The sequence below is a fragment of the Alcaligenes sp. WGS1538 genome (assembly GCF_043187505.1).
Lineage (GTDB): Bacteria > Pseudomonadota > Gammaproteobacteria > Burkholderiales > Burkholderiaceae_B > Alcaligenes.
Genome location: NZ_CP171109.1, coordinates 3,836,591 through 3,858,646, shown reverse-complemented (window position 1 = coordinate 3,858,646; position 22,056 = coordinate 3,836,591). Strand labels below are relative to the sequence as shown.

Here is a 22,056-nt window from a genome sequence, read left to right as displayed (position 1 = left end):
CGGAACGCAAGGCCTGAAAATTGCTCTTTCATGCAAAAACGGGCATTCACTGGGCAAAAAATCAGGGTTGCCCCCAAAGTTATCAACAGGCTGGCCAATAGAAGGCCATGTGTCGTGTTTGATGAATTCGGCTGCTCGTGCTGCAAGACAAGGAGTTTGTTGAGCAAGGTCGATGGTTTGTTTGGCGGATCAGTGCCTGTGTCATGCGCAGGCTCATTGAGCCGCATGGCAAGCCCAAGAAGCGGTTAGGGCAGGATCGGGCTTGTCCACAATTTCGGGGTGGACGGTTCTACCATGTCGAGAGGAACAAAAGCCAAAAAAAACCGCCTTGCGGCGGTTAGTTGAGTCTTCAAGGTGAAATTCCTGGCTTGGCAATCGGGGCCTTCTGGAGCCGATACAAGAATATTCTCTGCATGGCATCCTTTCGTTCTTGCTCGGGAACGCCGTCGACGACCAGGTCGCTGCGCAAGGGCAAGCTCAGACTTGCTGCAGACGGCGAATGGCTTCCTCCAGGGTTGCGGCTTGTTTGGCGAAGCAGAAGCGCACCAGGCGGTGGTTGGCTTGAGCGGCGTCAGGATTCTGATAGAACGCAGAGACTGGGATGACGCCGACGCCGTGGTTTCGTGTCAGCCATTTGGAGAATTCCAGTTCCGATTGATCCGAGATGCCGTCATAGCTTGCCAACAGAAAGAAAGTGCCTTCGCTGTGCAGAGGCGTGAAGCGGGTCTGTTGCAAACCCTGATAAAGCTGATCACGCTTGGCCTGATAGAAAGCGGGCAGGGACTCCCAGGTGGAGGGATCCTGCATGTAAGTGGCCAGGCCTGCCTGCAAGGGGGTCGGCACCGTAAACACCATGTATTGGTGAACCTTGCGGATTTCGGTCGTCAGTGCAGCTGGAGCGCAGCAATACCCGACTTTCCAGCCCGTGGCGTGAAAGGTCTTGCCGAACGAAGATACGATGATGGCGCGTTCGGCAAGGGCTGGTCTAGTGGCCAGGCTCAGGTGCTGTTGCTGATCGAACGTCAGGTGTTCGTAGACTTCGTCGGACAGGATCAGCAGAGGATGTCTGGCTACGATCCGTTCCAATGCATCCAGATCCTGAGGACGCAGATTGGTGCAGGTGGGGTTGTGCGGGAAGTTGACCACCAGCATCCGCGTCTTGCTAGTGATGGCTTTTTCCACGCGCTCCCAGTCGACGCGATAGTAGGGATTGTCAGGCGTAGGGGCCGTCATGGGTACAGGCACAGGCTTGCCGCCCGCCAGTTCTATGGCGGGAATATAGAGGTCATAGAACGGCTCGATCAGCACGACCTCATCACCAGCATGCGCAAAGGCCAGAAAGCTGGCCATCAAGGCTTCGCTGGCTCCGCTGGTGACCGTGATTTCCATATCGCTGTCATACCGATGGCCGTAGCGGGCTGCCGTCTTGTCTGCAATGCGCGCCCGTAACGGCGCGTAGCCTGCCATGGCGGGATACTGGTTCAAGCCCTGCAGCATGGCTTGATGGACGGCATTTATCAGTGCCGGATCCGGGTCGAAGTCCGGGAAACCCTGGCCGAGGTTGATGGCTTGATGTTCCACGGCCAGCTGGCTCATCACCGTGAAAATAGTGGTGCCCACCGAGGGCAGTTTGGAGTGGATCTGCATGAATGCGTGTAGCCCGAAAAAAGGGATAAGGCCTGTTTTTACCCAAACAGGTGGAATACGGGACGGCGGTTTTCTAAGTGTTTTTCCTGACGAAAAAATACCACACTATGCTGAATTTTCAATTGATTGTGGAATAAGCACTGAGTATGCTTTCTGAGATCAAGAGGCATGACCTGTAAGCTCAGTGCTTGGTACTTTTCCGGTAAGTTCACTTGCTGTTCTGTATATTCTGAGTCAACACGGCACGGTTTCCTTGGGTGAAGAAGTTCGGCCTTGTCGGCCTGGCTTTCATCACCGTGATGTAAAGTCGCCTTCGGCGCTGCATCGATCTTGCCTTGCCTGACCTTGCCGCCAACGGCGAAGTTTGCGCGAAGGCGCGTAGTCAATTTTTTTAGTTTTCTCAGGATTCAGTCAGATCATGGTTCAAACTGGCAAAGTCAAATGGTTCAACGCTGAAAAGGGATTTGGCTTCATTACGCCTGACTCCGGCTCCGCTGATGTGTTCGCCCACTTCTCCGCTATTGAAGGTCGCGGTTTCCGTTCCCTGAACGAAGGGCAAGCCGTCGAGTTCGAAGTCAAGGAAGGCCCCAAGGGCCTGCAGGCAGCGGGCATCCGGCCTCTGTAAGTCAGGCGGGTTCGCCAGCGCGAACCCACTTTGCGAAAAGCCGGCTAAGCCGGCTTTTTTCATGCCCGAGTATTTCACTCCTATACGTCATGCCTGTATGGGCATAGGCTTTTCCACCGTACTCATTTGGTCTGCCCATGCGGCGAATGTTGGTGTCCAGGAGTCGGGGCCGATAGCTCAGAGGGCGTTCCAGCAGCTGTTATCCACAATTTTGCCTCCTTGCAGAGCGCCTTGCCGGGAAGTTGTCTTGCATTGAGGTGCGGAACGATGCTGTACATGTATTTTGTCGGCGCGCCCGCTATTTTTATGGGATTGGGCTCTGGGAGCGGTCCAGGACCCAAGCCGATGTGTCTTTTAAGAGCTCGGGAACATACTGTATCGGCGCCCGCCTGAATATTCTTATTCTCCACAAAGTTATCCACAGACCGCGTTGCAGGCTGGATGTTTTGTTCCACGTGGAACAAATTGTGAGTAGAGACTGTTTCACGTGGAACAGAAGAGTTTGGTGGTCGTATAATTGAGAACGTACTGTTGCGCAAACCCTGCCGTAGACGGTGCGGCCAAGCAAGGCTATATGGATTCAGCAGTGAGGACGCCGCCATATTGTGGTGGAAAGCGCCGGCTGGAATGTCGGGATTCTTTATCGCGCGTCTTTGCCTGTGCTTGTTGTTACTGGTAGTTCCGGGCGGGGCCGCACTGACGCGGCCCTGAAAGCGCCCCTGCCTTGCAGCAAAGCTGTTCCAGCTCCAGAACTGGCGGCCTTCATTTTTACTTTATTGCTGGTTAGACATGATTTATCCCGAAGAGTTTGACGTTATCGTCATCGGCGGCGGACATGCTGGTACCGAAGCAGCGTTAGCGGCTGCTCGAACCGGGGTGTCAACCTTGCTGCTTACCCATAATATGGACACCCTTGGGCAAATGTCCTGCAACCCGTCGATTGGCGGTATTGGCAAAGGACATCTGGTCAAGGAAGTGGATGCGCTGGGTGGGGCCATGGCCCTGGCCACTGACGAGGCGGGCATCCAGTTTCGCACCTTGAATAGTTCAAAAGGGCCTGCGGTGCGCGCCACCAGGGCCCAGGCCGACCGTTCCCTGTATCGCAAGGCCATACGACATCGCCTGCAGAATCAAGCCAATCTGATGGTATTCCAGCAGTCGGTGGAAGATCTGATTCTGGAAGGGGAGAAGGTCGTTGGCGCCGTCACCAAGATAGGGCTGGAGTTCCGCGCCAAGTCCGTGGTGCTGACGGCGGGAACTTTTCTGAATGGCTTGGTCCATGTGGGTTTGAATAACTATTCTGCTGGTCGTGCAGGGGATCCGCCTTCCATCAGTCTGGCGCACCGCTTGCGAGAATTGAAGCTGCCGCAAGGCCGCCTGAAGACAGGCACGCCTCCGCGGATCGACGCCAATACGATCGATTTCTCTCGCCTGGAAGTCCAGCCGGGCGATACGGATCCGGTGCCCGTATTCTCGTATATGGGCAATGCCTCCATGCACCCTAGGCAGATGCCTTGCTGGATCACGCATACCAACGAACGCACCCACGAAATCATTCGCTCGGGACTGGACCGCTCGCCCATGTACAGCGAACAGGGCACTATAGAGGGCATAGGGCCGCGTTACTGCCCCTCCATCGAAGACAAGATCCATCGATTTGCGGACAAGGCCAGTCACCAGGTTTTTCTTGAACCTGAAGGCTTGAGCACCACGGAAATCTATCCCAACGGCGTTTCTACAAGCCTGCCGTTCGATATACAGCTGGCCATGGTGCGTAGTCTGCCCGGCCTGGAGAACGCACGCATCATGCGCTCGGGCTATGCCATCGAATATGACTATTTCGACCCGCGCGCCCTGCATCCGACATTGGAGACCAAGCAGATCCGTGGCCTGTTCTTTGCGGGGCAGATCAACGGTACGACTGGCTACGAGGAGGCCGCCGCGCAAGGGCTGTTGGCCGGCGCCAATGCGGCTTTGCTGGCGCAAGGCAAGGAGCAGTGGTATCCGCGCCGCAACGAGGCTTATCTAGGCGTGCTGGTGGATGACCTGATCACGCGCGGGGTGACCGAGCCCTATCGCATGTTCACTTCCAGGGCGGAATATCGTCTGAGCCTGCGCGAAGACAATGCCGACCAGCGTCTGACGGAAATCGGCCGGGGGCTGGGCCTGGTGGATGATGCCCGCTGGGATCATTTCAACCGCAAACGGGATGCTGTTGCACGTGAAATCGAGCGTCTGAAGACGACCTGGGTCAATCCCCGCATCCTGCCGGCCGAGCAGGCCCAGGCCTTGCTGGGCAAGGCCATCGAGCGGGAGTATTCCTTTTATGACTTGCTCAAGCGGCCTGAAGTCCATTATGGAAATCTGATGGCCGTCCAGGACGAGCAGGGCCAGACGATAGCCGGACCGGGACTGCAAGACCCAGTCCATGTGGAGCAGGTGGAAATCCAGGTGAAGTATGCCGGCTACGTGGCTCGCCAGCAGGACGAAGTAGAGCGGCAAGCCGCCCTGGAAGAACAATGTATCCCTGAAGACCTGGACTATGACGATATCAAGGGTCTTTCCATTGAAGTGCGCCAGCGCTTGAAGGCGTCCCGTCCCGCCACCATCGGGCAGGCGGGCCGGGTGCAGGGCGTGACTCCGGCAGCCGTGTCCCTGTTGCTGGTTTACTTGAAACGCAAGCAGAAGAACCGAAACGCGGCATGAGTGCAGACTTCAACCCCCGTTTGATTCAGGCCATGAAGAACCTGGGCCTGGAGGCCGATCCGGATACGGTTCGCCAATTGCTGGCATACATACAGCAACTGCAACGTTGGAATAGAACCTACAACCTGACCGCATTGCGTGATCCGGATCAAATGCTGGTGCAGCATATATTTGATAGCCTGTCCGTGGTGCGTCCTTTCCAGGAACATCTTGCCATTGACGCTACAGTCGGCGAGTCCGTGCGTATCGTCGACGTAGGATCTGGAGCCGGCCTTCCAGGCGTGGTGCTGGCCGCGTCATGTTCCACGTGGAACATTACTTGTATCGACGCCGTCGAGAAGAAGATGGCGTTTGTCCGCCAGATGGTGGGTGCACTGGCTTTGCCCAATTTGCGGGCCCTGCATGTTCGCGTAGAGCAGCAGCCTCCCCTGGAGGCGGATATTGTGGTTTCCCGAGCCTTTTCTTCCCTGCTTGATTTTGTTAATTTGGCGGGCAGGCATGTCCGGGAGGGCGGCCGCATCGCGGCCATGAAGGGCAGGGTGCCCGAAGAGGAAATAGCGGCGCTGCAGGACCAGAGCGCCTGGAAGGTCGAGCGAATTGAACCATTAACCGTACCGGAGCTAGAAGCACAGCGTTGCCTAGTGTGGTTGGTGCAGCAAGGATAATCATGAGTAAGAATGACGATAAATCTTCGGGCGCCTACATTTTTTGTATCGCCAACCAGAAGGGCGGGGTAGGCAAGACGACCACGGCCATCAATCTGGCGGCAGCCCTGGCCTTGCTGAAGAAAAAGATCTTGCTGATCGACCTGGACCCCCAGGGCAACGCCACGATGGGCAGCGGCATCGATAAAAATACCCTATCCGGCAATCTGTATCAGGTATTGATCGGCCAGGAGACCATTTCGAACGTGAAGGTACGTTCAGAAACTGGTGGTTACGATGTGTTACCCTCCAACAGGGAGCTGTCCGGCGCCGAGATCGACCTGATCCAGATGGAAGAGCGCGAACAGCAGCTCAAGCAAGCGCTGGCGCAGGTCGCGGACGACTATGACTTCGTGCTGATCGACTGCCCTCCCACCTTGTCCTTGCTGACGCTCAACGGGCTGGCCAGCGCGCACGGGGTCATCATCCCCATGCAGTGCGAGTATTTCGCACTGGAAGGGCTCTCGGACCTGGTCAACACCGTCAAGCGCGTCTATCGCAACATCAATTCGGACCTGCAGCTCATCGGGCTGCTGCGCGTCATGTTCGATAGTCGTGTAACCTTGCAGCAGCAGGTGTCCGGCCAGATCGAGACGCATTTCGGCGACAAGGTGTTCAAGACGGTCATCCCGCGCAATGTGCGCCTGGCCGAAGCTCCCAGCCACGGCATGCCCGGCATCGTCTACGACAAGAATTCGCGCGGCGCCAAGGCATACCTGGACTTCGGCAAGGAGCTGGTCAAGCGGCTCAGGAAAGAATCTCGCACCGACAAGGCATAACGCACACAAGAATCAATAGGAACGTAAGCATGGCTACTCGAAAACCCAAAGGTCTAGGTCGCGGACTGGACGCGCTGCTTGGCGCGGATGCCGGAGCGATCGCAACGATTGGGAAGACGGCGGCTGCCCCCGAGAAAGACGGCCTGCCCTCGACCTTGCCGGTCAAGCTGCTCAAGGCCGGCGTCTACCAGCCGCGCACGCGCATGGACGAGGGTGCCTTGAACGAACTGGCCGAGTCCATCCGCGCCCAGGGCGTGATGCAGCCCATCCTGGTGCGGCCCCTTAGCGGCAAGGAGAAGGGCAAGTACGAAATCATTGCCGGCGAACGGCGTTTCCGCGCTTCCCAGATCGCCGGTCTGACCGAGGTGCCGGTCCTGGTGCGCGAAGTGGGCGACGAGAACGCGGCCATCATGGCGCTGATCGAGAACATCCAGCGTGAAGATCTGAATCCGCTCGAAGAAGCGCAGGGCGTCAAGCGCCTGCTGGACGAGTTCGGCCTGACTCACGAACAGGCCGCCCAGGCCATCGGCCGCTCGCGCTCGGCAACCAGCAACCTGCTGCGCCTGATCAACCTGGCCGAACCCGTGCAGATCATGCTGCTGGCCGGCGACATAGACATGGGCCATGCGCGCGCACTGCTGGCCGTGGACGCGGCCCGCCAGATCATGCTGGCCAACGAAGTCATCGCGCGCCGCCTGTCCGTGCGCGAAACCGAGAAGCTGGTCGCCAAGGCCTTGCACGAAGACGACGCGCCCGCCAGCAAGCAGGCCGCCCGCAAGGCCGGCGCCAATGGCGATGTGCAGCGTTTCGAGAAGATCCTGTCGGATCACCTGGGTACCAAGGTCACGCTCAAGGTCGGCGCCAAGGACAAGGGGCAGTTGCAGATTGCGTTCCATGGATGGGAGCATCTGAACACCTTGCTGGAAAAGCAGGGCTTGTCGGCCTTGCTGCAGCAGCAGGACGACTGAGCGCTCGGCTGCGCGCCGGCCGCAGGCCTGCGCGTCCAAGAGCTGGAGCTCTTCACTTGGACATGTTTTGCAGCATCCCGCCGGCCTGTCGGCCGGCTTTTTTTTTCGGAAAACGAGGAATTATTCAATTTTTCCCGCAAAAGGCTTGACGAAGCCCTAAAACATCTTCATAATTCGATTTTCGCTTCGGGTGGGATGTCCGAGTGGTTAAAGGAGGCAGACTGTAAATCTGTTGGCCCTGCGCCTACGCTGGTTCGAATCCAGCTCCCACCACCAGCACTATTCTAAGGCCAGCAAGCACAGCGGCTTTAGGACAGGGTGAAGAAAGTAATGCTGCGGGTGTAGCTCAATGGTAGAGCAGAAGCCTTCCAAGCTTAAGACGAGGGTTCGATCCCCTTCACCCGCTCCAGGTTTTTATGCCTTTAGCAGTTCTCGGCTAAATGCAAATGCCCATGTGGCTCAGTGGTAGAGCACTCCCTTGGTAAGGGAGAGGTCACGCGTTCGATCCGCGTCATGGGCACCACATCTCTTTTATCTCATATCGCTTTATCCCTTCAGGAGTCTGCCATGGCTAAAGGCAAGTTTGAACGGACTAAACCGCACGTCAACGTCGGTACCATCGGTCACGTTGACCACGGTAAAACCACGCTGACCGCTGCAATCTGCACGGTTCTGGCCAAGGAATTCGGCGGCGAAGCTCGCGACTACTCGCAGATCGACAACGCTCCTGAAGAAAAAGCACGCGGCATCACCATCAGCACCTCGCACGTCGAGTACGAGACGCCCAACCGCCACTACGCTCACGTTGACTGCCCCGGCCACGCCGACTACGTCAAGAACATGATCACCGGCGCGGCCCAGATGGACGGCGCGATCCTGGTGTGCTCGGCCGCTGACGGCCCAATGCCCCAGACGCGCGAGCACATCCTGCTGAGCCGTCAGGTTGGCGTTCCTTACATCATCGTGTTCCTGAACAAGGCCGACATGGTCGATGATGAAGAGCTGATCGAACTGGTGGAAATGGAAGTGCGCGAGCTGCTGTCCAAGTACGACTTCCCCGGCGACGACACCCCGATCATCCGCGGTTCGGCCAAGCTGGCTCTGGAAGGCGACCAAGGTCCTCTGGGCCGCGAAGCCGTGCTCAAGCTGGCCGAAGCGCTGGACACCTACATTCCTACGCCAGAGCGCGCTGTTGACGGCACGTTCCTGATGCCTGTCGAAGACGTGTTCTCGATCTCGGGTCGCGGCACCGTGGTGACCGGTCGTATCGAGCGCGGCATCATCAAGGTCGGCGAAGAAATCGAAATCGTGGGCATCAAGGACACGGTCAAGACCACTTGCACGGGCGTTGAAATGTTCCGCAAGCTGCTGGACCAGGGCGAGGCTGGCGACAACGTCGGTCTGCTGCTGCGCGGCACCAAGCGTGAAGACGTCGAGCGCGGTCAGGTTCTGGCCAAGCCCGGCTCGATCAAGCCTCACACCGACTTTGACGCCGAGGTGTACATTCTGTCCAAGGAAGAAGGCGGCCGCCACACCCCCTTCTTCAAGGGCTACCGTCCCCAGTTCTACTTCCGTACGACGGACGTGACCGGCACGATCGAGCTGCCCGCCGACAAGGAAATGGTTCTGCCCGGCGACAACATCTCGATGAAGGTCTCGCTGATCGCTCCGATCGCCATGGAAGAAGGTCTGCGCTTCGCCATCCGCGAAGGTGGCCGTACCGTGGGCGCCGGCGTGGTTGCCAAGATCATCAAGTAAAAAAGTTGTAGTATTTTCAGGCAAAAAAGGTTAATATCCTTTTTTGCCTGAAGCCAAACATAGCAAGCTAGCAAAGGCTATGGTTGTCACGGTATAGGGGTATAGCTCAATTGGCAGAGCGTCGGTCTCCAAAACCGAAGGTTGAGGGTTCGATTCCTTCTGCCCCTGCCACACACAGTCACTCGCCACCACCTCGCGTGGCGTCACTCGCCGGAATATGTCGAATACCAACGTAGAAACCGTCAACCGAGGCTCCGAACGCATCAAGCTGGGCCTTGCGGTGTTAGTCGTCGTCGCCGGTATCGTTGGCTATTCCGTGCTGGAAGGTCAACCCGTTCTGGCGCGCGCCGGTGTATTCGTCGCCAGCCTTATCGTGGCCGCGCTGATCGTCTGGTTCAGCGACACCGGCCGCCGTCTGGTCGCCTTTGCGCGTGATTCCTACACGGAAGTGCGTCGCGTCCACTGGCCATCCCGTAAAGAAGCAACCCAAATGACAGGCATTGTCTTTGCGTTCGTTGCTGTTATGGCCATCCTGCTGTGGCTGATCGACAAAGGGCTGGGCTGGATCATCTATGGCCTGTTGCTGGGCTGGAAATAAAGGGCGCACATGAGCAAACGCTGGTATGTGGTTCACGTTTATTCCGGCATGGAAAAAAGCGTGCACAAGGCTCTGGTGGAGCGCATCGAGCGCGCCGAACTCCAGGAAGCGTTTGGTCGCATTCTGGTTCCATCAGAAGAAGTCGTTGAAGTCAAGAACGGCAAGAAGACAATTACTGAACGGCGTATCTATCCCGGTTACGTTCTGGTCGAAATGGCCCTCACGGACGAAACCTGGCACCTGGTGAAAAGTACGCCGCGGGTCACCGGCTTTCTGGGCGGTTCCGGCAACCGTCCCGCTCCCATCTCCGAACGCGAAGTGGAAAAAATCCTGTCGCAAATGGAAGAGGGCGTCGAGAAGCCGCGTCCCAAGGTTCTGTTCGAAGTGGGCGAGCTGGTACGCGTCAAGGACGGCCCATTCGCGGACTTCAACGGCAACGTCGAAGAAGTCAACTACGAGAAAAGCAAGGTTCGCGTCACCGTCACCATTTTCGGTCGCGCCACCCCCGTCGAACTCGATTTCGATCAAGTCGAAAAGACTTGATAATTTCAACCCCCGGGAAGCCTGTCGCCGCATGCGCCAGGCGTTATCACCCGTAAGGAGCTAAGCATGGCGAAGAAAATCGTCGGCTTTATCAAGCTGCAAGTGCCAGCTGGTAAGGCAAATCCATCCCCTCCAATCGGTCCAGCGCTGGGTCAGCGCGGTCTGAACATCATGGAATTCTGCAAGGCCTTCAATGCCCAGACTCAAGGCATGGAACCCGGTCTGCCCATTCCCGTGGTGATCACCGCCTACGCCGACAAGAGCTTCACGTTCATCATGAAGACTCCTCCGGCAACCATCCTGATCAAGAAGGCTGCTGGCATCAAGTCCGGTTCCGCTCGCCCCAACGCTGACAAGGTCGGTACGCTGACCCGTGCCCAGGCCGAGGAAATCGCCAAGACCAAACAGCCCGACCTGACCGCCGCTGATCTGGACGCCGCCGTGCGTACCATCGCCGGCAGCGCTCGCAGCATGGGTATCAATGTGGAAGGGGTGGTGTAAGTCATGGCCAAAGTAAGCAAACGCGCAGCCGCTATCGCTGCCAAGATCGACCGCAACAAGTTCTACCCTGTGGCCGAAGCACTGGCCCTGGTCAAGGACACCGCCACCGCCAAGTTCGACGAGTCCATCGACATCGCCGTTCAACTGGGCATCGATCCCCGCAAATCCGACCAGCTGGTCCGTGGTTCCGTGGTTCTGCCCGCCGGCACCGGCAAGTCCGTCCGCGTGGCCGTGTTCGCCCAGGGCGAAAAGGCTGAAGCCGCTCGCGCCGCCGGCGCCGACATCGTCGGCCTGGACGACCTGGCCGAGCAGATCAAGGCCGGTCAGATCGACTTCGACGTCGTGATCGCTTCCCCCGACACCATGCGCGTGGTCGGTACCCTGGGTCAGATCCTGGGCCCACGCGGCCTGATGCCAAACCCCAAGGTCGGCACCGTCACCCCTGACGTCGTCACCGCCGTCAAGAACGCCAAGGCCGGTCAGGTCCAGTACCGCACCGACAAGGCCGGCATCATTCACAGCACCATCGGCCGTGCTTCGTTCAACGTCGAACAGCTGCAGACCAATCTGCTGGCCCTGATCGACGCCCTGAACAAGGCCCGTCCCGCCGCCGCCAAGGGCGTGTACCTGCGCAAGGTCGCCGTCTCCTCCACCATGGGCGGCGGTGCGCGTGTTGAAGTTGCATCCCTGAGCGCTTAATACAGCGTTCAGACAAAAGAACTTTGGGCTGTGACCGTGTCCGCACGGTCACTGCTGTCAAAGACCGCTGGAGCGGGTTGGCTGACACAGAAGCCTGCTTAATTCCGGACCCTGTTCCGATCCAGCGTAGACGGCGCCCGTGGAAGAATTCGTCATAGAACTCGTCCAGGTGCGCCGCATTCGGTTGATGTCGGGAAGCCTTCCCGACATCGTTTGAAGGAGTGTTCACACCGTGAGTCTCAATCGTGAAGAGAAAGCGGTAGTCATCGAGGAAGTCTCTGCCGAAGTGGCAAAGGCCCAATCGATCATTATCGCCGAGTACCGTGGTCTGGACGTCGCTTCTGCTACCGTATTGCGCAAGAAAGCGCGTGAGTCTGGCGTCTACCTGCGTGTTCTGAAGAACACGCTGGTTCGTCGTTCGCTGGAAGGCTCTTCTTTCGAAGGCATCTCCAGTCAGCTCGTGGGTCCCCTGATGTACGCCATCAGCGAAGATCCCGTGGCTGCGGCGAAAGTTGTCGCAGATTTTGCCAAGACCAACGACAAGCTGGTCATCAAGGGCGGCTCGCTGCCCAATAGCATTCTGAACGCAGAAGGTGTCAAGGCCCTGGCCACGATGCCGTCCCGCGAAGAACTGCTGGCGAAACTGCTGGGCACCATGCAAGCACCTATCGCTACTTTTGTGCGTACGCTTAACGAAGTTCCCACCAAATTCGTTCGCGGCCTGGCGGCCGTTCGCGATCAGAAGGAAGCGGCCTGAGCCGTTCCCCTTCAGGAATCTTCGTAGTAACGAACGACACCCAAACCTGGCATTTACTTATATCTGGAGTTCTTATAAATGGCTACCAAAGCTGAAATCCTTGACGCCATCGGCGCAATGTCCGTGCTCGAACTGTCCGAGCTGATCAAAGAAATGGAAGAAAAATTCGGCGTGTCGGCTGCTGCCGCTGCTGTTGCCGTGGCTGCTCCTGCTGCCGCCGGCGGCGCTGCTGCTGCTGAAGAGCAGACCGAATTCACCGTTGTTCTGGCCGACGTCGGCGCGAACAAGGTCAGCGTGATCAAGGTCGTGCGCGAAATCACCGGTCTGGGCCTGAAAGAAGCCAAGGACCTGGTTGACGGCGCTCCCAAGCCAGTCAAAGAAGGCCTGTCCAAAGCTGATGCTGAAGACGCCAAGAAAAAGCTGGAAGAAGCTGGCGCCAAGATCGAGCTCAAGTAAGAGCATCGATTCATGCCCGGGAAAGCGTTTCAAGCCTTCCCGGGCTTTTGCGTTTCCAGAAAACCCACGATTTTTGTTGTACAAATGAAGAATCGGGTTTTCTAGAGTCGTAAACCGGGGCCGTGGTTGACGGCCCGTGTAACCCTTGAGTCGGAGTGCTCATGCCTTATTCGTACACCGAAAAAAAGCGCATACGCAAGAGCTTCGCCAAACGTGAAGACGTACAGCAGGTTCCTTATCTGTTGGCTACCCAGCTGCATTCTTTCAGAACATTCTTGCAGAAGGATACGCCTCCTTCCCAGCGCAAGGTGGAAGGTCTGCAGGAAGCTTTCAATTCCATTTTCCCAATAGTAAGCCATAACCAAATGGCGCGGCTAGAGTTCGTGAGCTATACGCTCGGCGAACCGGTGTTCGACGTCAAAGAGTGTCAGCTGCGCGGTCTGACCTATGCTTCCCCCCTGCGTGCGAAGGTGCGTCTGGTCCTGATGGACCGTGAGGTGAGCAAGCCTACCGTCAAGGAAGTCAAAGAGCAGGAAGTCTACATGGGCGAAATGCCCCTGATGACCGAAAACGGCTCTTTCGTGATCAATGGCACCGAGCGTGTCATCGTGTCCCAGCTGCACCGTTCCCCCGGCGTGTTCTTCGAGCACGATCGCGGCAAGACGCACAGCTCGGGCAAGCTGCTGTTCTCGGCGCGCGTGATTCCCTACCGCGGCTCCTGGCTGGACTTCGAGTTCGATCCCAAGGACATCCTGTTCTTCCGCATCGACCGTCGCCGCAAGATGCCCGTCACCATCCTGCTCAAGGCCATTGGCCTGACGCCCGAGCAGATCCTGGCGCATTTCTTCGAGTTCGACCACATCGAACTGCACAAGGAAGGCGGCAAGCTGCAATTCGTGCCCGAGCACTGGAAGGGCGAGGTCGCCCGTTTCGACATCACCGATCGCGACGGCCGCGTGCTGGTCGAGAAGGACAAGCGCATCAACGCCAAGCATCTGCGTGACCTGCGCGCCGCCAACATCGAGTACATCTCCATTCCGGAAGACTTCCTTCTGGGCCGCGTGCTGGCCAAGAACATCATCAACGCCGAGACCGGCGAAGTGATCGCCAACGCCAACGACGAGATCACCGAATCCATCCTGGCGGAAATGCGCGCGGCCAACGTGCGCGACTTCGAGACGCTGTACGTCAACGAGCTGGACCAGGGCGGTTTCATCTCCCAGACCCTGCGCACCGACGAGACGGCCGACTCCAACGCCGCCCGTATCGCCATCTACCGCATGATGCGTCCCGGCGAGCCACCGACCGAGGAAGCCGTCGAGGCCCTGTTCCAGCGCCTGTTCTACAGCGAAGAGTCCTACGACCTGTCGCGCGTGGGCCGCATGAAGGTCAACAGCCGTCTGGGCCGTGGCGACAGCATCGAAGGCCCCATGACCCTGACCGACGAGGACATCCTGGACACCATCAAGGTGCTGGTGAACCTGCGTAACGGCCGCGGTCAGATCGACGACATCGATCACCTGGGCAACCGCCGCGTGCGCTGCGTGGGCGAGCTGGCCGAGAACCAGTTTCGCGCCGGCCTGGTGCGCGTCGAGCGCGCCGTCAAGGAGCGTCTGGGCCAGGCCGAGACCGAAAACCTGATGCCGCACGACCTGATCAACTCCAAGCCCATCTCCGCGGCCGTCAAGGAGTTCTTCGGTTCCAGCCAGCTGTCGCAGTTCATGGACCAGACCAACCCCCTGTCCGAGATCACGCACAAGCGCCGCGTCTCGGCCCTGGGTCCTGGCGGTCTGACCCGCGAGCGCGCCGGCTTCGAAGTGCGCGACGTGCACCCCACCCACTACGGTCGCGTGTGCCCGATCGAGACGCCTGAAGGTCCGAACATCGGCCTGATCAACTCCATGGCCCTGTACGCTCGCCTGAACGAGTACGGCTTCCTGGAGACGCCTTACCGCAAGATCGTGGACGGCAAGGTCAGCGAGCAGATCGACTACCTGTCGGCCATCGAGGAAAGCAACTACGTCATCGCCCAGGCCAACGCCGAGCTGACCGAAGACGGCGCCTTCGCCGACGATCTGGTGGCTTGCCGCGAAGCCGGCGAAACCATGATGACGGCGCCCGAGAACATCCATTACATGGACGTGGCTCCCTCGCAGATCGTGTCCGTGGCCGCTTCGCTGATTCCGTTCCTGGAGCACGACGACGCCAACCGCGCACTGATGGGCGCCAACATGCAGCGCCAGGCCGTTCCCTGCCTGCGTCCCGAAAAGCCGCTGGTCGGCACGGGCATCGAGCGCACCGTGGCCGTCGACTCGGGCACGACCGTGCAGGCCCGCCGCGGCGGCGTGGTGGTGGACGTGGACGCCCAGCGCGTGGTCATCCGCGTGAACGACGACGAGAACGTGGCCGGCGAGGTCGGTGTAGACATCTACAACATGACCAAGTACACCCGTTCCAACCAGAACACCAACATCAACCAGCGACCCATCGTCAAGCGCGGCGATATCGTGGCCCGCGGTGACGTTCTGGCCGACGGCGCATCGACCGACCTGGGCGAACTGGCTCTGGGGCAGAACATGCTGATCGCCTTCATGCCCTGGAACGGCTACAACTTCGAGGACTCGATCCTGATCTCCGAGAAGGTCGTGGCCGATGACCGCTACACCTCGATCCACATCGAGGAACTGACGGTCGTGGCGCGCGACACCAAGCTCGGACCCGAGGACATCACCCGCGACATCAGCAACCTGTCCGAAGTCCAGCTGAACCGCCTGGACGACTCCGGCATCGTGTACATCGGCGCCGAAGTGCGCGCCGACGACGTGCTGGTGGGCAAGGTCACGCCCAAGGGCGAGACCCAGCTGACGCCCGAGGAAAAGCTGCTGCGCGCCATCTTTGGCGAGAAGGCTTCCGACGTCAAGGACACTTCCCTGCGCGTGCCTTCGGGCATGGTGGGCACTGTCATCGACGTGCAGGTCTTCACCCGCGAAGGCATCGAGCGCGACAAGCGCGCCCAGTCCATCATCGACGATGAACTGCGTCGCTACCGCCAGGACCTGAACGACCAGCTGCAGATCGTCGAGGACGACGCGTTCGACCGCGCCCTGAAGTTCCTGGTCGGCAAGACCGTGAACGGCGGCCCCCGCAAGCTGCCCAAGGGCTCCGAGCTGACCGCCGAGTACCTGAACGACCTGGATCGCTGGCAGTGGTTCGACATCCGCCTGGCCGACGAGCAGCACGCTCTGGTGCTGGAGCACACCAAGGAATCCCTGGAGCAGAAGCGCCACCAGTTCGACCTGGCTTTCGAAGAAAAGCGCAAGAAGCTGACGCAGGGCGACGAGCTGCCTCCCGGCGTGCTGAAGATGGTCAAGGTGTACCTGGCCGTCAAGCGCCGCCTGCAGCCCGGCGACAAGATGGCCGGCCGCCACGGCAACAAGGGCGTGGTCTCGCGCATCGTGCCCGTGGAAGACATGCCGCACATGGCCGACGGCACCCCCGTGGACATCGTGCTGAACCCGCTGGGCGTGCCTTCGCGCATGAACGTGGGGCAGGTTCTGGAAGTGCACCTGGGCTGGGCCGCCAAGGGCATCGGCCAGCGCATCAGCGACATGATGCACGAAGAAAAGGAAGTGCAGGTTTCCGAACTGCGCGCCTTCCTGGACAAGGTCTACAACTCCGCCGGCAAGCAGACTCGCATCAACGAGCTGACCGACGACGAGATTGTCGCCATGGCCCGCAACCTGCAGAAAGGCCTGCCGCTGGCAACGCCGGTGTTCGACGGCGCGACCGAACAGGAAATCGACCAGATGCTGCGTCTGGCCTATCCTGACGAGATCGCCGAGAAGCTGCAGCTGGCGCCGCACCGCACCCAGGTGCGCCTGTTCGACGGCCGCACCGGCGAAGCCTTCGAGCGCATGGTCACGGTCGGCTACATGCACTACCTGAAGCTGCATCACCTGGTCGATGACAAGATGCACGCCCGTTCCACCGGTCCGTACTCGCTCGTCACCCAGCAGCCGCTGGGCGGCAAGGCTCAGTTCGGTGGCCAGCGTTTCGGGGAGATGGAAGTCTGGGCGCTGGAAGCCTACGGCGCCGCCTACACCCTGCAGGAGATGCTCACGGTCAAGTCCGACGACATCGCCGGCCGTACCAAGGTCTACGAGAACATTGTCAAGGGCGATCACGTGATCGACGCCGGCATGCCGGAGTCCTTCAACGTTCTGGTCAAGGAAATCCGTTCCTTGTCCCTGGACATGGATTTGGAGCGTAAATAATGAAAGCGCTACTCGATCTCTTCAAACAAGTCACTCAGGACGAGCAGTTCGATGCCATCAAGATCGGCATCGCCTCGCCTGAGAAAATCAGGTCCTGGTCTTTCGGCGAAGTCCGCAAGCCAGAGACCATCAACTATCGCACGTTCAAGCCCGAGCGCGATGGTCTGTTCTGCGCCAAGATCTTCGGTCCCATCAAGGACTACGAATGTCTGTGCGGCAAGTACAAGCGCCTGAAGCACCGCGGCGTCATCTGCGAGAAGTGCGGCGTCGAAGTCACCGTCTCCAAGGTGCGTCGCGAGCGCATGGGCCACATCGAGCTGGCCTGCCCGGTCGCGCACATCTGGTTCCTGAAGAGCCTGCCATCCCGCCTGGGCATGGTGCTGGACATGACGCTGCGCGACATCGAGCGCGTCCTGTACTTCGAAGCCTGGTGCGTGATCGAACCCGGCATGACTCCGCTCAAGCGCGGCCAGATCATGTCCGACGATGACTTCCTGGCCAAGACCGAGGAATACGGCGACGACTTCCATGCCCTGATGGGCGCGGAAGCCGTGCGCGAGCTGCTGCGCACCATCGACATCGACCGCGAGGTCGAGCGTCTGCGCGGCGAGCTCAAGGCCACCGGTTCGGATGCCAAGATCAAGAAGATCTCCAAGCGCCTGAAGGTGCTGGAAGGCTTCCAGAAGTCCGGCATCAAGCCTGACTGGATGATCATGGAAGTGCTGCCCGTGCTGCCGCCGGACCTGCGTCCGCTGGTGCCGCTGGACGGCGGCCGCTTCGCGACCTCCGACCTGAACGATCTGTACCGCCGCGTCATCAACCGCAACAACCGCCTGAAGCGCCTGCTGGAGCTCAAGGCCCCGGACATCATCCTGCGCAACGAGAAGCGCATGCTGCAGGAAGCCGTGGACTCGCTGCTGGACAACGGTCGCCGCGGCAAGGCCATGACCGGCGCCAACAAGCGCCAGCTCAAGTCCCTGGCCGACATGATCAAGGGCAAGAGCGGCCGCTTCCGTCAGAACCTGCTGGGCAAGCGCGTGGACTACTCCGGTCGTTCCGTGATCGTGGTGGGTCCGCAGCTCAAGCTGCACCAGTGCGGCCTGCCCAAGCTGATGGCCCTGGAACTGTTCAAGCCCTTCATCTTCAATCGCCTGGAGCTGATGGGGCTGGCCACGACCATCAAGGCGGCCAAGAAACTGGTGGAAAGCCAGGAACCCGTGGTGTGGGACATCCTCGAAGAGGTGATCCGCGAGCATCCCGTGATGCTGAACCGCGCTCCCACGCTGCACCGTCTGGGCATCCAGGCGTTCGAGCCCGTCCTGATCGAAGGCAAGGCCATCCAGCTGCACCCGCTGGTCTGCGCGGCCTTCAACGCCGACTTCGACGGCGACCAGATGGCCGTTCACGTGCCGCTGTCGCTGGAAGCCCAGCTGGAAGCCCGCACCCTGATGCTGGCCTCCAACAACGTGCTGTTCCCCGCCAACGGCGAACCGTCCATCGTTCCTTCCCAGGACATCGTGCTGGGCCTGTACTACGCGACCCGCGAACTGGTCAACGGCAAGGGCGAAGGTCTGTTCATGACCGACGTGGCTGAAGTCCAGCGCGCCTACGACAACAAGGAAGTCGAGCTGCAGACGCGCCTGACCGTCCGTATCGAAGAATACGAGAAAGGCGAGGACGGCGAATGGGTCAAGAAGATCAAGCGCTACGAAACGACGGCCGGCCGCGCGCTGCTGTCCGAGATCCTGCCCAAGGGCATGCCCTTCTCGGCGCTGAACCGCGCCCTGAAGAAGAAGGAGATCTCGCGCCTGATCAACCAGTCCTTCCGTCGCTGCGGCCTGCGCGCCACCGTGATCTTCGCGGACAAGCTGATGCAGTCCGGTTTCCGCCTGGCCACCCGCGGCGGCATCTCGATCGCCATGAACGACATGGTCATCCCGAGCGTCAAGGAAGACATCCTGTCCCAGGCCAGCAACGAGGTCAAAGAGATCGACAAGCAGTACTCGTCCGGTCTGGTCACGGCCCAGGAACGCTACAACAACGTGGTGGACATCTGGGGCAAGGCCGGGGATCGCGTGGGCAAGGCCATGATGGAGCAGCTGGCGACCGAACCGGTCATCAACCGCTTCGGCGAGGAAGTGCGCCAGGAATCCTTCAACTCCATCTACATGATGGCGGACTCCGGAGCCCGTGGTTCGGCGGCGCAGATTCGCCAGCTGGCCGGCATGCGCGGCCTGATGGCCAAGCCTGACGGCTCGATCATCGAGACCCCGATCACCGCGAACTTCCGCGAAGGCCTGAACGTTCTGCAGTACTTCATCTCGACCCACGGTGCTCGTAAGGGTCTGGCCGATACGGCTCTGAAGACCGCCAACTCCGGTTACCTGACCCGCCGTCTGGTGGACGTGACCCAGGACCTGGTGATCACGGAAGACGATTGCGGCACCAAGGCCGGCTACACCATGAAGGCCATCCTGGACGGCGGCGAGGTGATCGAGCCTCTGCGCGACCTGATCCTGGGCCGCGTGGCAGCCTCCGACATCGTCAATCCCGACAATCAGGAACTGGTCATCCCCGCCGGCACGCTGCTGAACGAAGACCTGGTGGACCTGATCGACAACCTGGGCATCGACGAAGTCAAGATCCGCACGCCGCTGACCTGCGAAACCCGCCATGGCCTGTGCGCGCACTGCTATGGCCGCGATCTGGGCCGAGGCATGCTGGTCAACCGCGGCGAAGCCGTGGGCGTGATCGCCGCCCAGTCCATCGGCGAACCCGGCACGCAGCTGACCATGCGTACGTTCCACATCGGCGGCGCGGCTTCGCGTGCGGCGCTGGCCAGCTCGGTGGAAACCAAGACCTCCGGTACCGTGGGCTTTGAAATCGGCCTGCGCTACGTCACCAACGCCAAGGGCGAGCGCGTGGCGATCTCCCGTTCCGGCGAAATCGTCATCTTCGACGACAACCGTCGCGAGCGCGAGCGTCACAAGGTGCCGTACGGCGCCACCATCACGGTGGGCGACGGCGAAGTCGTCAAGGCCGGCCAGCGTCTGGCCAGCTGGGATCCGCTGACCCGTCCTATCGTGTCCGAGTACACCGGCACCGTCCGCTTCGAGAACATCGAAGAAGGCGTGACCGTGGCTCGCCAGGTGGACGAAGTCACCGGCCTGTCCACCCTGGTGGTGATCACGCCCAAGACCCGCGGCGGCAAGATCACCATGCGTCCGCAGATCAAGCTGCTGAACGAGCAGGGCCAGGAGATCAAGATCGCCGGCACCGACCACATGGTGAACATCTCCTTCCCGGTCGGCGCCCTGATCACCGTGCGCGATGGTCAGCAAGTGTCCGTGGGCGAGATCCTGGCCCGTATTCCTCAGGAATCGCAGAAGACCCGCGACATTACCGGGGGTCTGCCGCGCGTGGCCGAGCTGTTCGAAGCCCGTTCGCCCAAGGACGCCGGCCTGCTGGCCGAAGTCACGGGTACGGTTTCCTTCGGCAAGGACACCAAGGGCAAGCAGCGCCTGGTCATCACCGACCTGGACGGCGTCAGCCACGAGTTCCTGATTCCCAAGGAAAAGCAGGTCCTGGCTCACGACGGCCAAGTGGTGAACAAGGGCGAAATGATCGTGGACGGCCCCGCCGATCCGCACGACATCCTGCGCCTGAAGGGCATCGAGAAGCTGGCCAACTACATTGTGAACGAAGTGCAGGACGTGTACCGTCTGCAGGGCGTGAAGATCAACGACAAGCACATCGAAGTGATTGTCCGTCAGATGCTGCGCCGCGTGAACATCGTGGATCCGGGCGACACCAATTTCATCACCGGCGAACAGGTCGAGCGTTCCGAGCTGCTGAACGAGAACGACCGCGTGCTGGCTGAAAACGGCATCCCCGCCACCTACGAAAACGTGCTGCTGGGTATTACCAAGGCTTCGCTGTCGACTGACTCGTTCATCTCGGCCGCATCCTTCCAGGAAACCACCCGCGTGCTGACCGAAGCCGCCATCATGGGCAAGACCGATGACCTGCGCGGCCTGAAGGAAAACGTGATCGTGGGTCGTCTGATTCCCGCAGGGACCGGCATGGCATTCCATTCCGCCCGCAAGGAAAAAGAGGCCTTCGAGATCGCCGAGCGCAAGGCTGCCCGCGAACTGGAGAACCCGTTCGCGTCGGCTCCCGAGCCTTCGGACGATCCCGTGTTCGCCTCCGGCACGCACGAGCCCGAGCAGGAACGGCCCGGTTCGCCCGAAAGCGATACGGAATAAGCGGAGCCCTCCGGTTCCCCCGCCCTGGAGACAGGGCGGGCCCGAGCTCAAAGCCCCTTGGTGTTTCCAAGGGGCTTTTTTTTTAGCCTGGGTCCTGAGGCCTTGCTTGCGCCCGGCGGCTGGGTTCAGCTCGAGGGCGACTTGTCGTATGATGCTTTATTTGTCCTGTGTCAACGATCGGGAGGCGGGTTCTGATGCAGCAAAAGGTGTTTCTGGACGTTCCTCGGGCGCAGGCCGACTATGCTCGTCAACATGGCGCAGAGTATTGTGGTGCCACCAAGCGTTGGCATTGCCTGGAGCCCGTGCCCGAGCCGTTGCTGGAGTACGTGGTCGGACGCACGCGAACCCGGGACTACACGCGCGAGTCGACGCCGAGCTGCCCGCTCTGTCACTGCGCCATGGTGCTGCGCGAGGGGCGGCTCAGCAAGGAGGACTTCTGGGGATGCAGCCGCTTTCCCGCCTGCCGTGGAACCCGTCGGACGCAATCCACTGAAATGGCGTCGATCGTCGCAGGGCAAAGGGGCCATGCAGACTCCGAGGCACGGAAGCGCGCCCGGACGGCCAGCCAGGAGGCCTTGCAGCCGCACGTCGTCGAAACCTTGCTGATGTGTCGCCGTTTCATGCCGTACGGAAACCAATGGAAGAAGTGGCTGGATACGCCCAAATTGCGTTTTGGAGGCGCGACCCCCAAGGACATGATGGTCAGCATTGCCGGTTGCGGGCAGGTGCAGGCCTTGCTGAGGGAGACGTTTGAACCCGCAGGGGATTAAGGGCTT

At 60.0% G+C, this 22,056-nt stretch carries 17 protein-coding genes and 4 tRNA genes; 19 read left to right on the top strand and 2 right to left on the bottom strand.

Annotated elements, in window-relative coordinates; all coding sequences use genetic code 11:
* Positions 1 to 477: 477 nt before the first annotated feature.
* Positions 478 to 1,647: a methionine aminotransferase gene (locus tag ACF3ND_RS18025; RefSeq protein ID WP_394062943.1), complete on the bottom strand. Its 1,170-nt coding sequence runs from the start codon at positions 1,645 to 1,647 to the stop codon at positions 478 to 480.
* Positions 1,648 to 1,685: 38 nt separating this feature from the next.
* Entirely contained in the window at positions 1,686 to 2,033 is a 348-nt protein-coding gene (locus ACF3ND_RS18020; RefSeq protein ID WP_394062941.1) for a hypothetical protein, read from the bottom strand.
* A gap of 32 nt (positions 2,034 to 2,065) precedes the next feature.
* Between ACF3ND_RS18020 and ACF3ND_RS18015 the strand changes: the two genes are divergently transcribed.
* From ACF3ND_RS18015 to ACF3ND_RS17925, 19 genes are all read left to right on the top strand, one after another.
* Complete coding sequence (locus tag ACF3ND_RS18015; RefSeq protein ID WP_394062939.1) at positions 2,066 to 2,272, top strand: cold-shock protein; 207 nt, start codon at positions 2,066 to 2,068, stop codon at positions 2,270 to 2,272.
* Between the two features lie 789 nt (positions 2,273 to 3,061).
* The gene (gene mnmG / locus ACF3ND_RS18010) at positions 3,062 to 4,978 is read left to right on the top strand and encodes a tRNA uridine-5-carboxymethylaminomethyl(34) synthesis enzyme MnmG (RefSeq protein ID WP_394062937.1); all 1,917 of its coding nucleotides are present in this window, start codon (positions 3,062 to 3,064) and stop codon (positions 4,976 to 4,978) included.
* Positions 4,975 to 5,643, top strand: a complete 669-nt coding sequence (rsmG, locus tag ACF3ND_RS18005) for a 16S rRNA (guanine(527)-N(7))-methyltransferase RsmG (protein ID WP_394062935.1) — start codon at positions 4,975 to 4,977, stop codon at positions 5,641 to 5,643. The genes mnmG and rsmG overlap by 4 nt, the downstream gene beginning before the upstream one ends.
* Before the next feature lie 2 nt (positions 5,644 to 5,645).
* Positions 5,646 to 6,461: a ParA family protein gene (locus ACF3ND_RS18000; protein ID WP_394062933.1), complete on the top strand. Its 816-nt coding sequence runs from the start codon at positions 5,646 to 5,648 to the stop codon at positions 6,459 to 6,461.
* A gap of 29 nt (positions 6,462 to 6,490) precedes the next feature.
* Entirely contained in the window at positions 6,491 to 7,429 is a 939-nt protein-coding gene (locus ACF3ND_RS17995; protein ID WP_394062931.1) for a ParB/RepB/Spo0J family partition protein, read from the top strand.
* 189 nt (positions 7,430 to 7,618) lie between these two features.
* A tRNA-Tyr gene (locus ACF3ND_RS17990) sits at positions 7,619 to 7,705 on the top strand.
* A gap of 59 nt (positions 7,706 to 7,764) precedes the next feature.
* A tRNA-Gly gene (locus tag ACF3ND_RS17985) sits at positions 7,765 to 7,838 on the top strand.
* A gap of 39 nt (positions 7,839 to 7,877) precedes the next feature.
* Positions 7,878 to 7,952, top strand: a tRNA-Thr gene (locus ACF3ND_RS17980).
* A 44-nt stretch (positions 7,953 to 7,996) separates the two neighbouring features.
* Positions 7,997 to 9,187, top strand: a complete 1,191-nt coding sequence (gene tuf / locus ACF3ND_RS17975; RefSeq protein WP_394062902.1) for an elongation factor Tu — start codon at positions 7,997 to 7,999, stop codon at positions 9,185 to 9,187.
* Between the two features lie 95 nt (positions 9,188 to 9,282).
* A tRNA-Trp gene (locus tag ACF3ND_RS17970) sits at positions 9,283 to 9,358 on the top strand.
* A gap of 46 nt (positions 9,359 to 9,404) precedes the next feature.
* Entirely contained in the window at positions 9,405 to 9,785 is a 381-nt protein-coding gene (secE, locus tag ACF3ND_RS17965; protein WP_394062929.1) for a preprotein translocase subunit SecE, read from the top strand.
* A gap of 9 nt (positions 9,786 to 9,794) precedes the next feature.
* The gene (nusG, locus tag ACF3ND_RS17960) at positions 9,795 to 10,328 is read left to right on the top strand and encodes a transcription termination/antitermination protein NusG (RefSeq protein ID WP_394062927.1); all 534 of its coding nucleotides are present in this window, start codon (positions 9,795 to 9,797) and stop codon (positions 10,326 to 10,328) included.
* Positions 10,329 to 10,394: 66 nt separating this feature from the next.
* A complete protein-coding gene (gene rplK / locus ACF3ND_RS17955) occupies positions 10,395 to 10,829 on the top strand; it encodes a 50S ribosomal protein L11 (RefSeq protein ID WP_394062925.1) in 435 nt (144 codons plus the stop codon).
* Between the two features lie 3 nt (positions 10,830 to 10,832).
* On the top strand, positions 10,833 to 11,528 hold the full coding sequence (rplA, locus tag ACF3ND_RS17950) for a 50S ribosomal protein L1 (RefSeq protein WP_394062923.1): 696 nt from the start codon (positions 10,833 to 10,835) through the stop codon (positions 11,526 to 11,528).
* A gap of 232 nt (positions 11,529 to 11,760) precedes the next feature.
* Positions 11,761 to 12,285, top strand: coding sequence for a 50S ribosomal protein L10 (gene rplJ, locus ACF3ND_RS17945; protein ID WP_394062921.1), 525 nt, complete (start codon positions 11,761 to 11,763; stop codon positions 12,283 to 12,285).
* A gap of 78 nt (positions 12,286 to 12,363) precedes the next feature.
* Positions 12,364 to 12,741, top strand: a complete 378-nt coding sequence (rplL, locus tag ACF3ND_RS17940) for a 50S ribosomal protein L7/L12 (RefSeq protein ID WP_394062919.1) — start codon at positions 12,364 to 12,366, stop codon at positions 12,739 to 12,741.
* A 161-nt stretch (positions 12,742 to 12,902) separates the two neighbouring features.
* Positions 12,903 to 17,015 (top strand): DNA-directed RNA polymerase subunit beta, encoded by a 4,113-nt coding sequence (gene rpoB / locus ACF3ND_RS17935; protein ID WP_394062918.1) that lies wholly within the window; start codon positions 12,903 to 12,905, stop codon positions 17,013 to 17,015.
* Positions 17,015 to 21,280 (top strand): DNA-directed RNA polymerase subunit beta', encoded by a 4,266-nt coding sequence (rpoC, locus tag ACF3ND_RS17930; protein ID WP_394062916.1) that lies wholly within the window; start codon positions 17,015 to 17,017, stop codon positions 21,278 to 21,280. The genes rpoB and rpoC overlap by 1 nt, the downstream gene beginning before the upstream one ends.
* 194 nt (positions 21,281 to 21,474) lie before the next feature.
* On the top strand, positions 21,475 to 22,050 hold the full coding sequence (locus ACF3ND_RS17925) for a topoisomerase DNA-binding C4 zinc finger domain-containing protein (protein WP_394062914.1): 576 nt from the start codon (positions 21,475 to 21,477) through the stop codon (positions 22,048 to 22,050).
* Positions 22,051 to 22,056 lie beyond the last annotated feature (6 nt).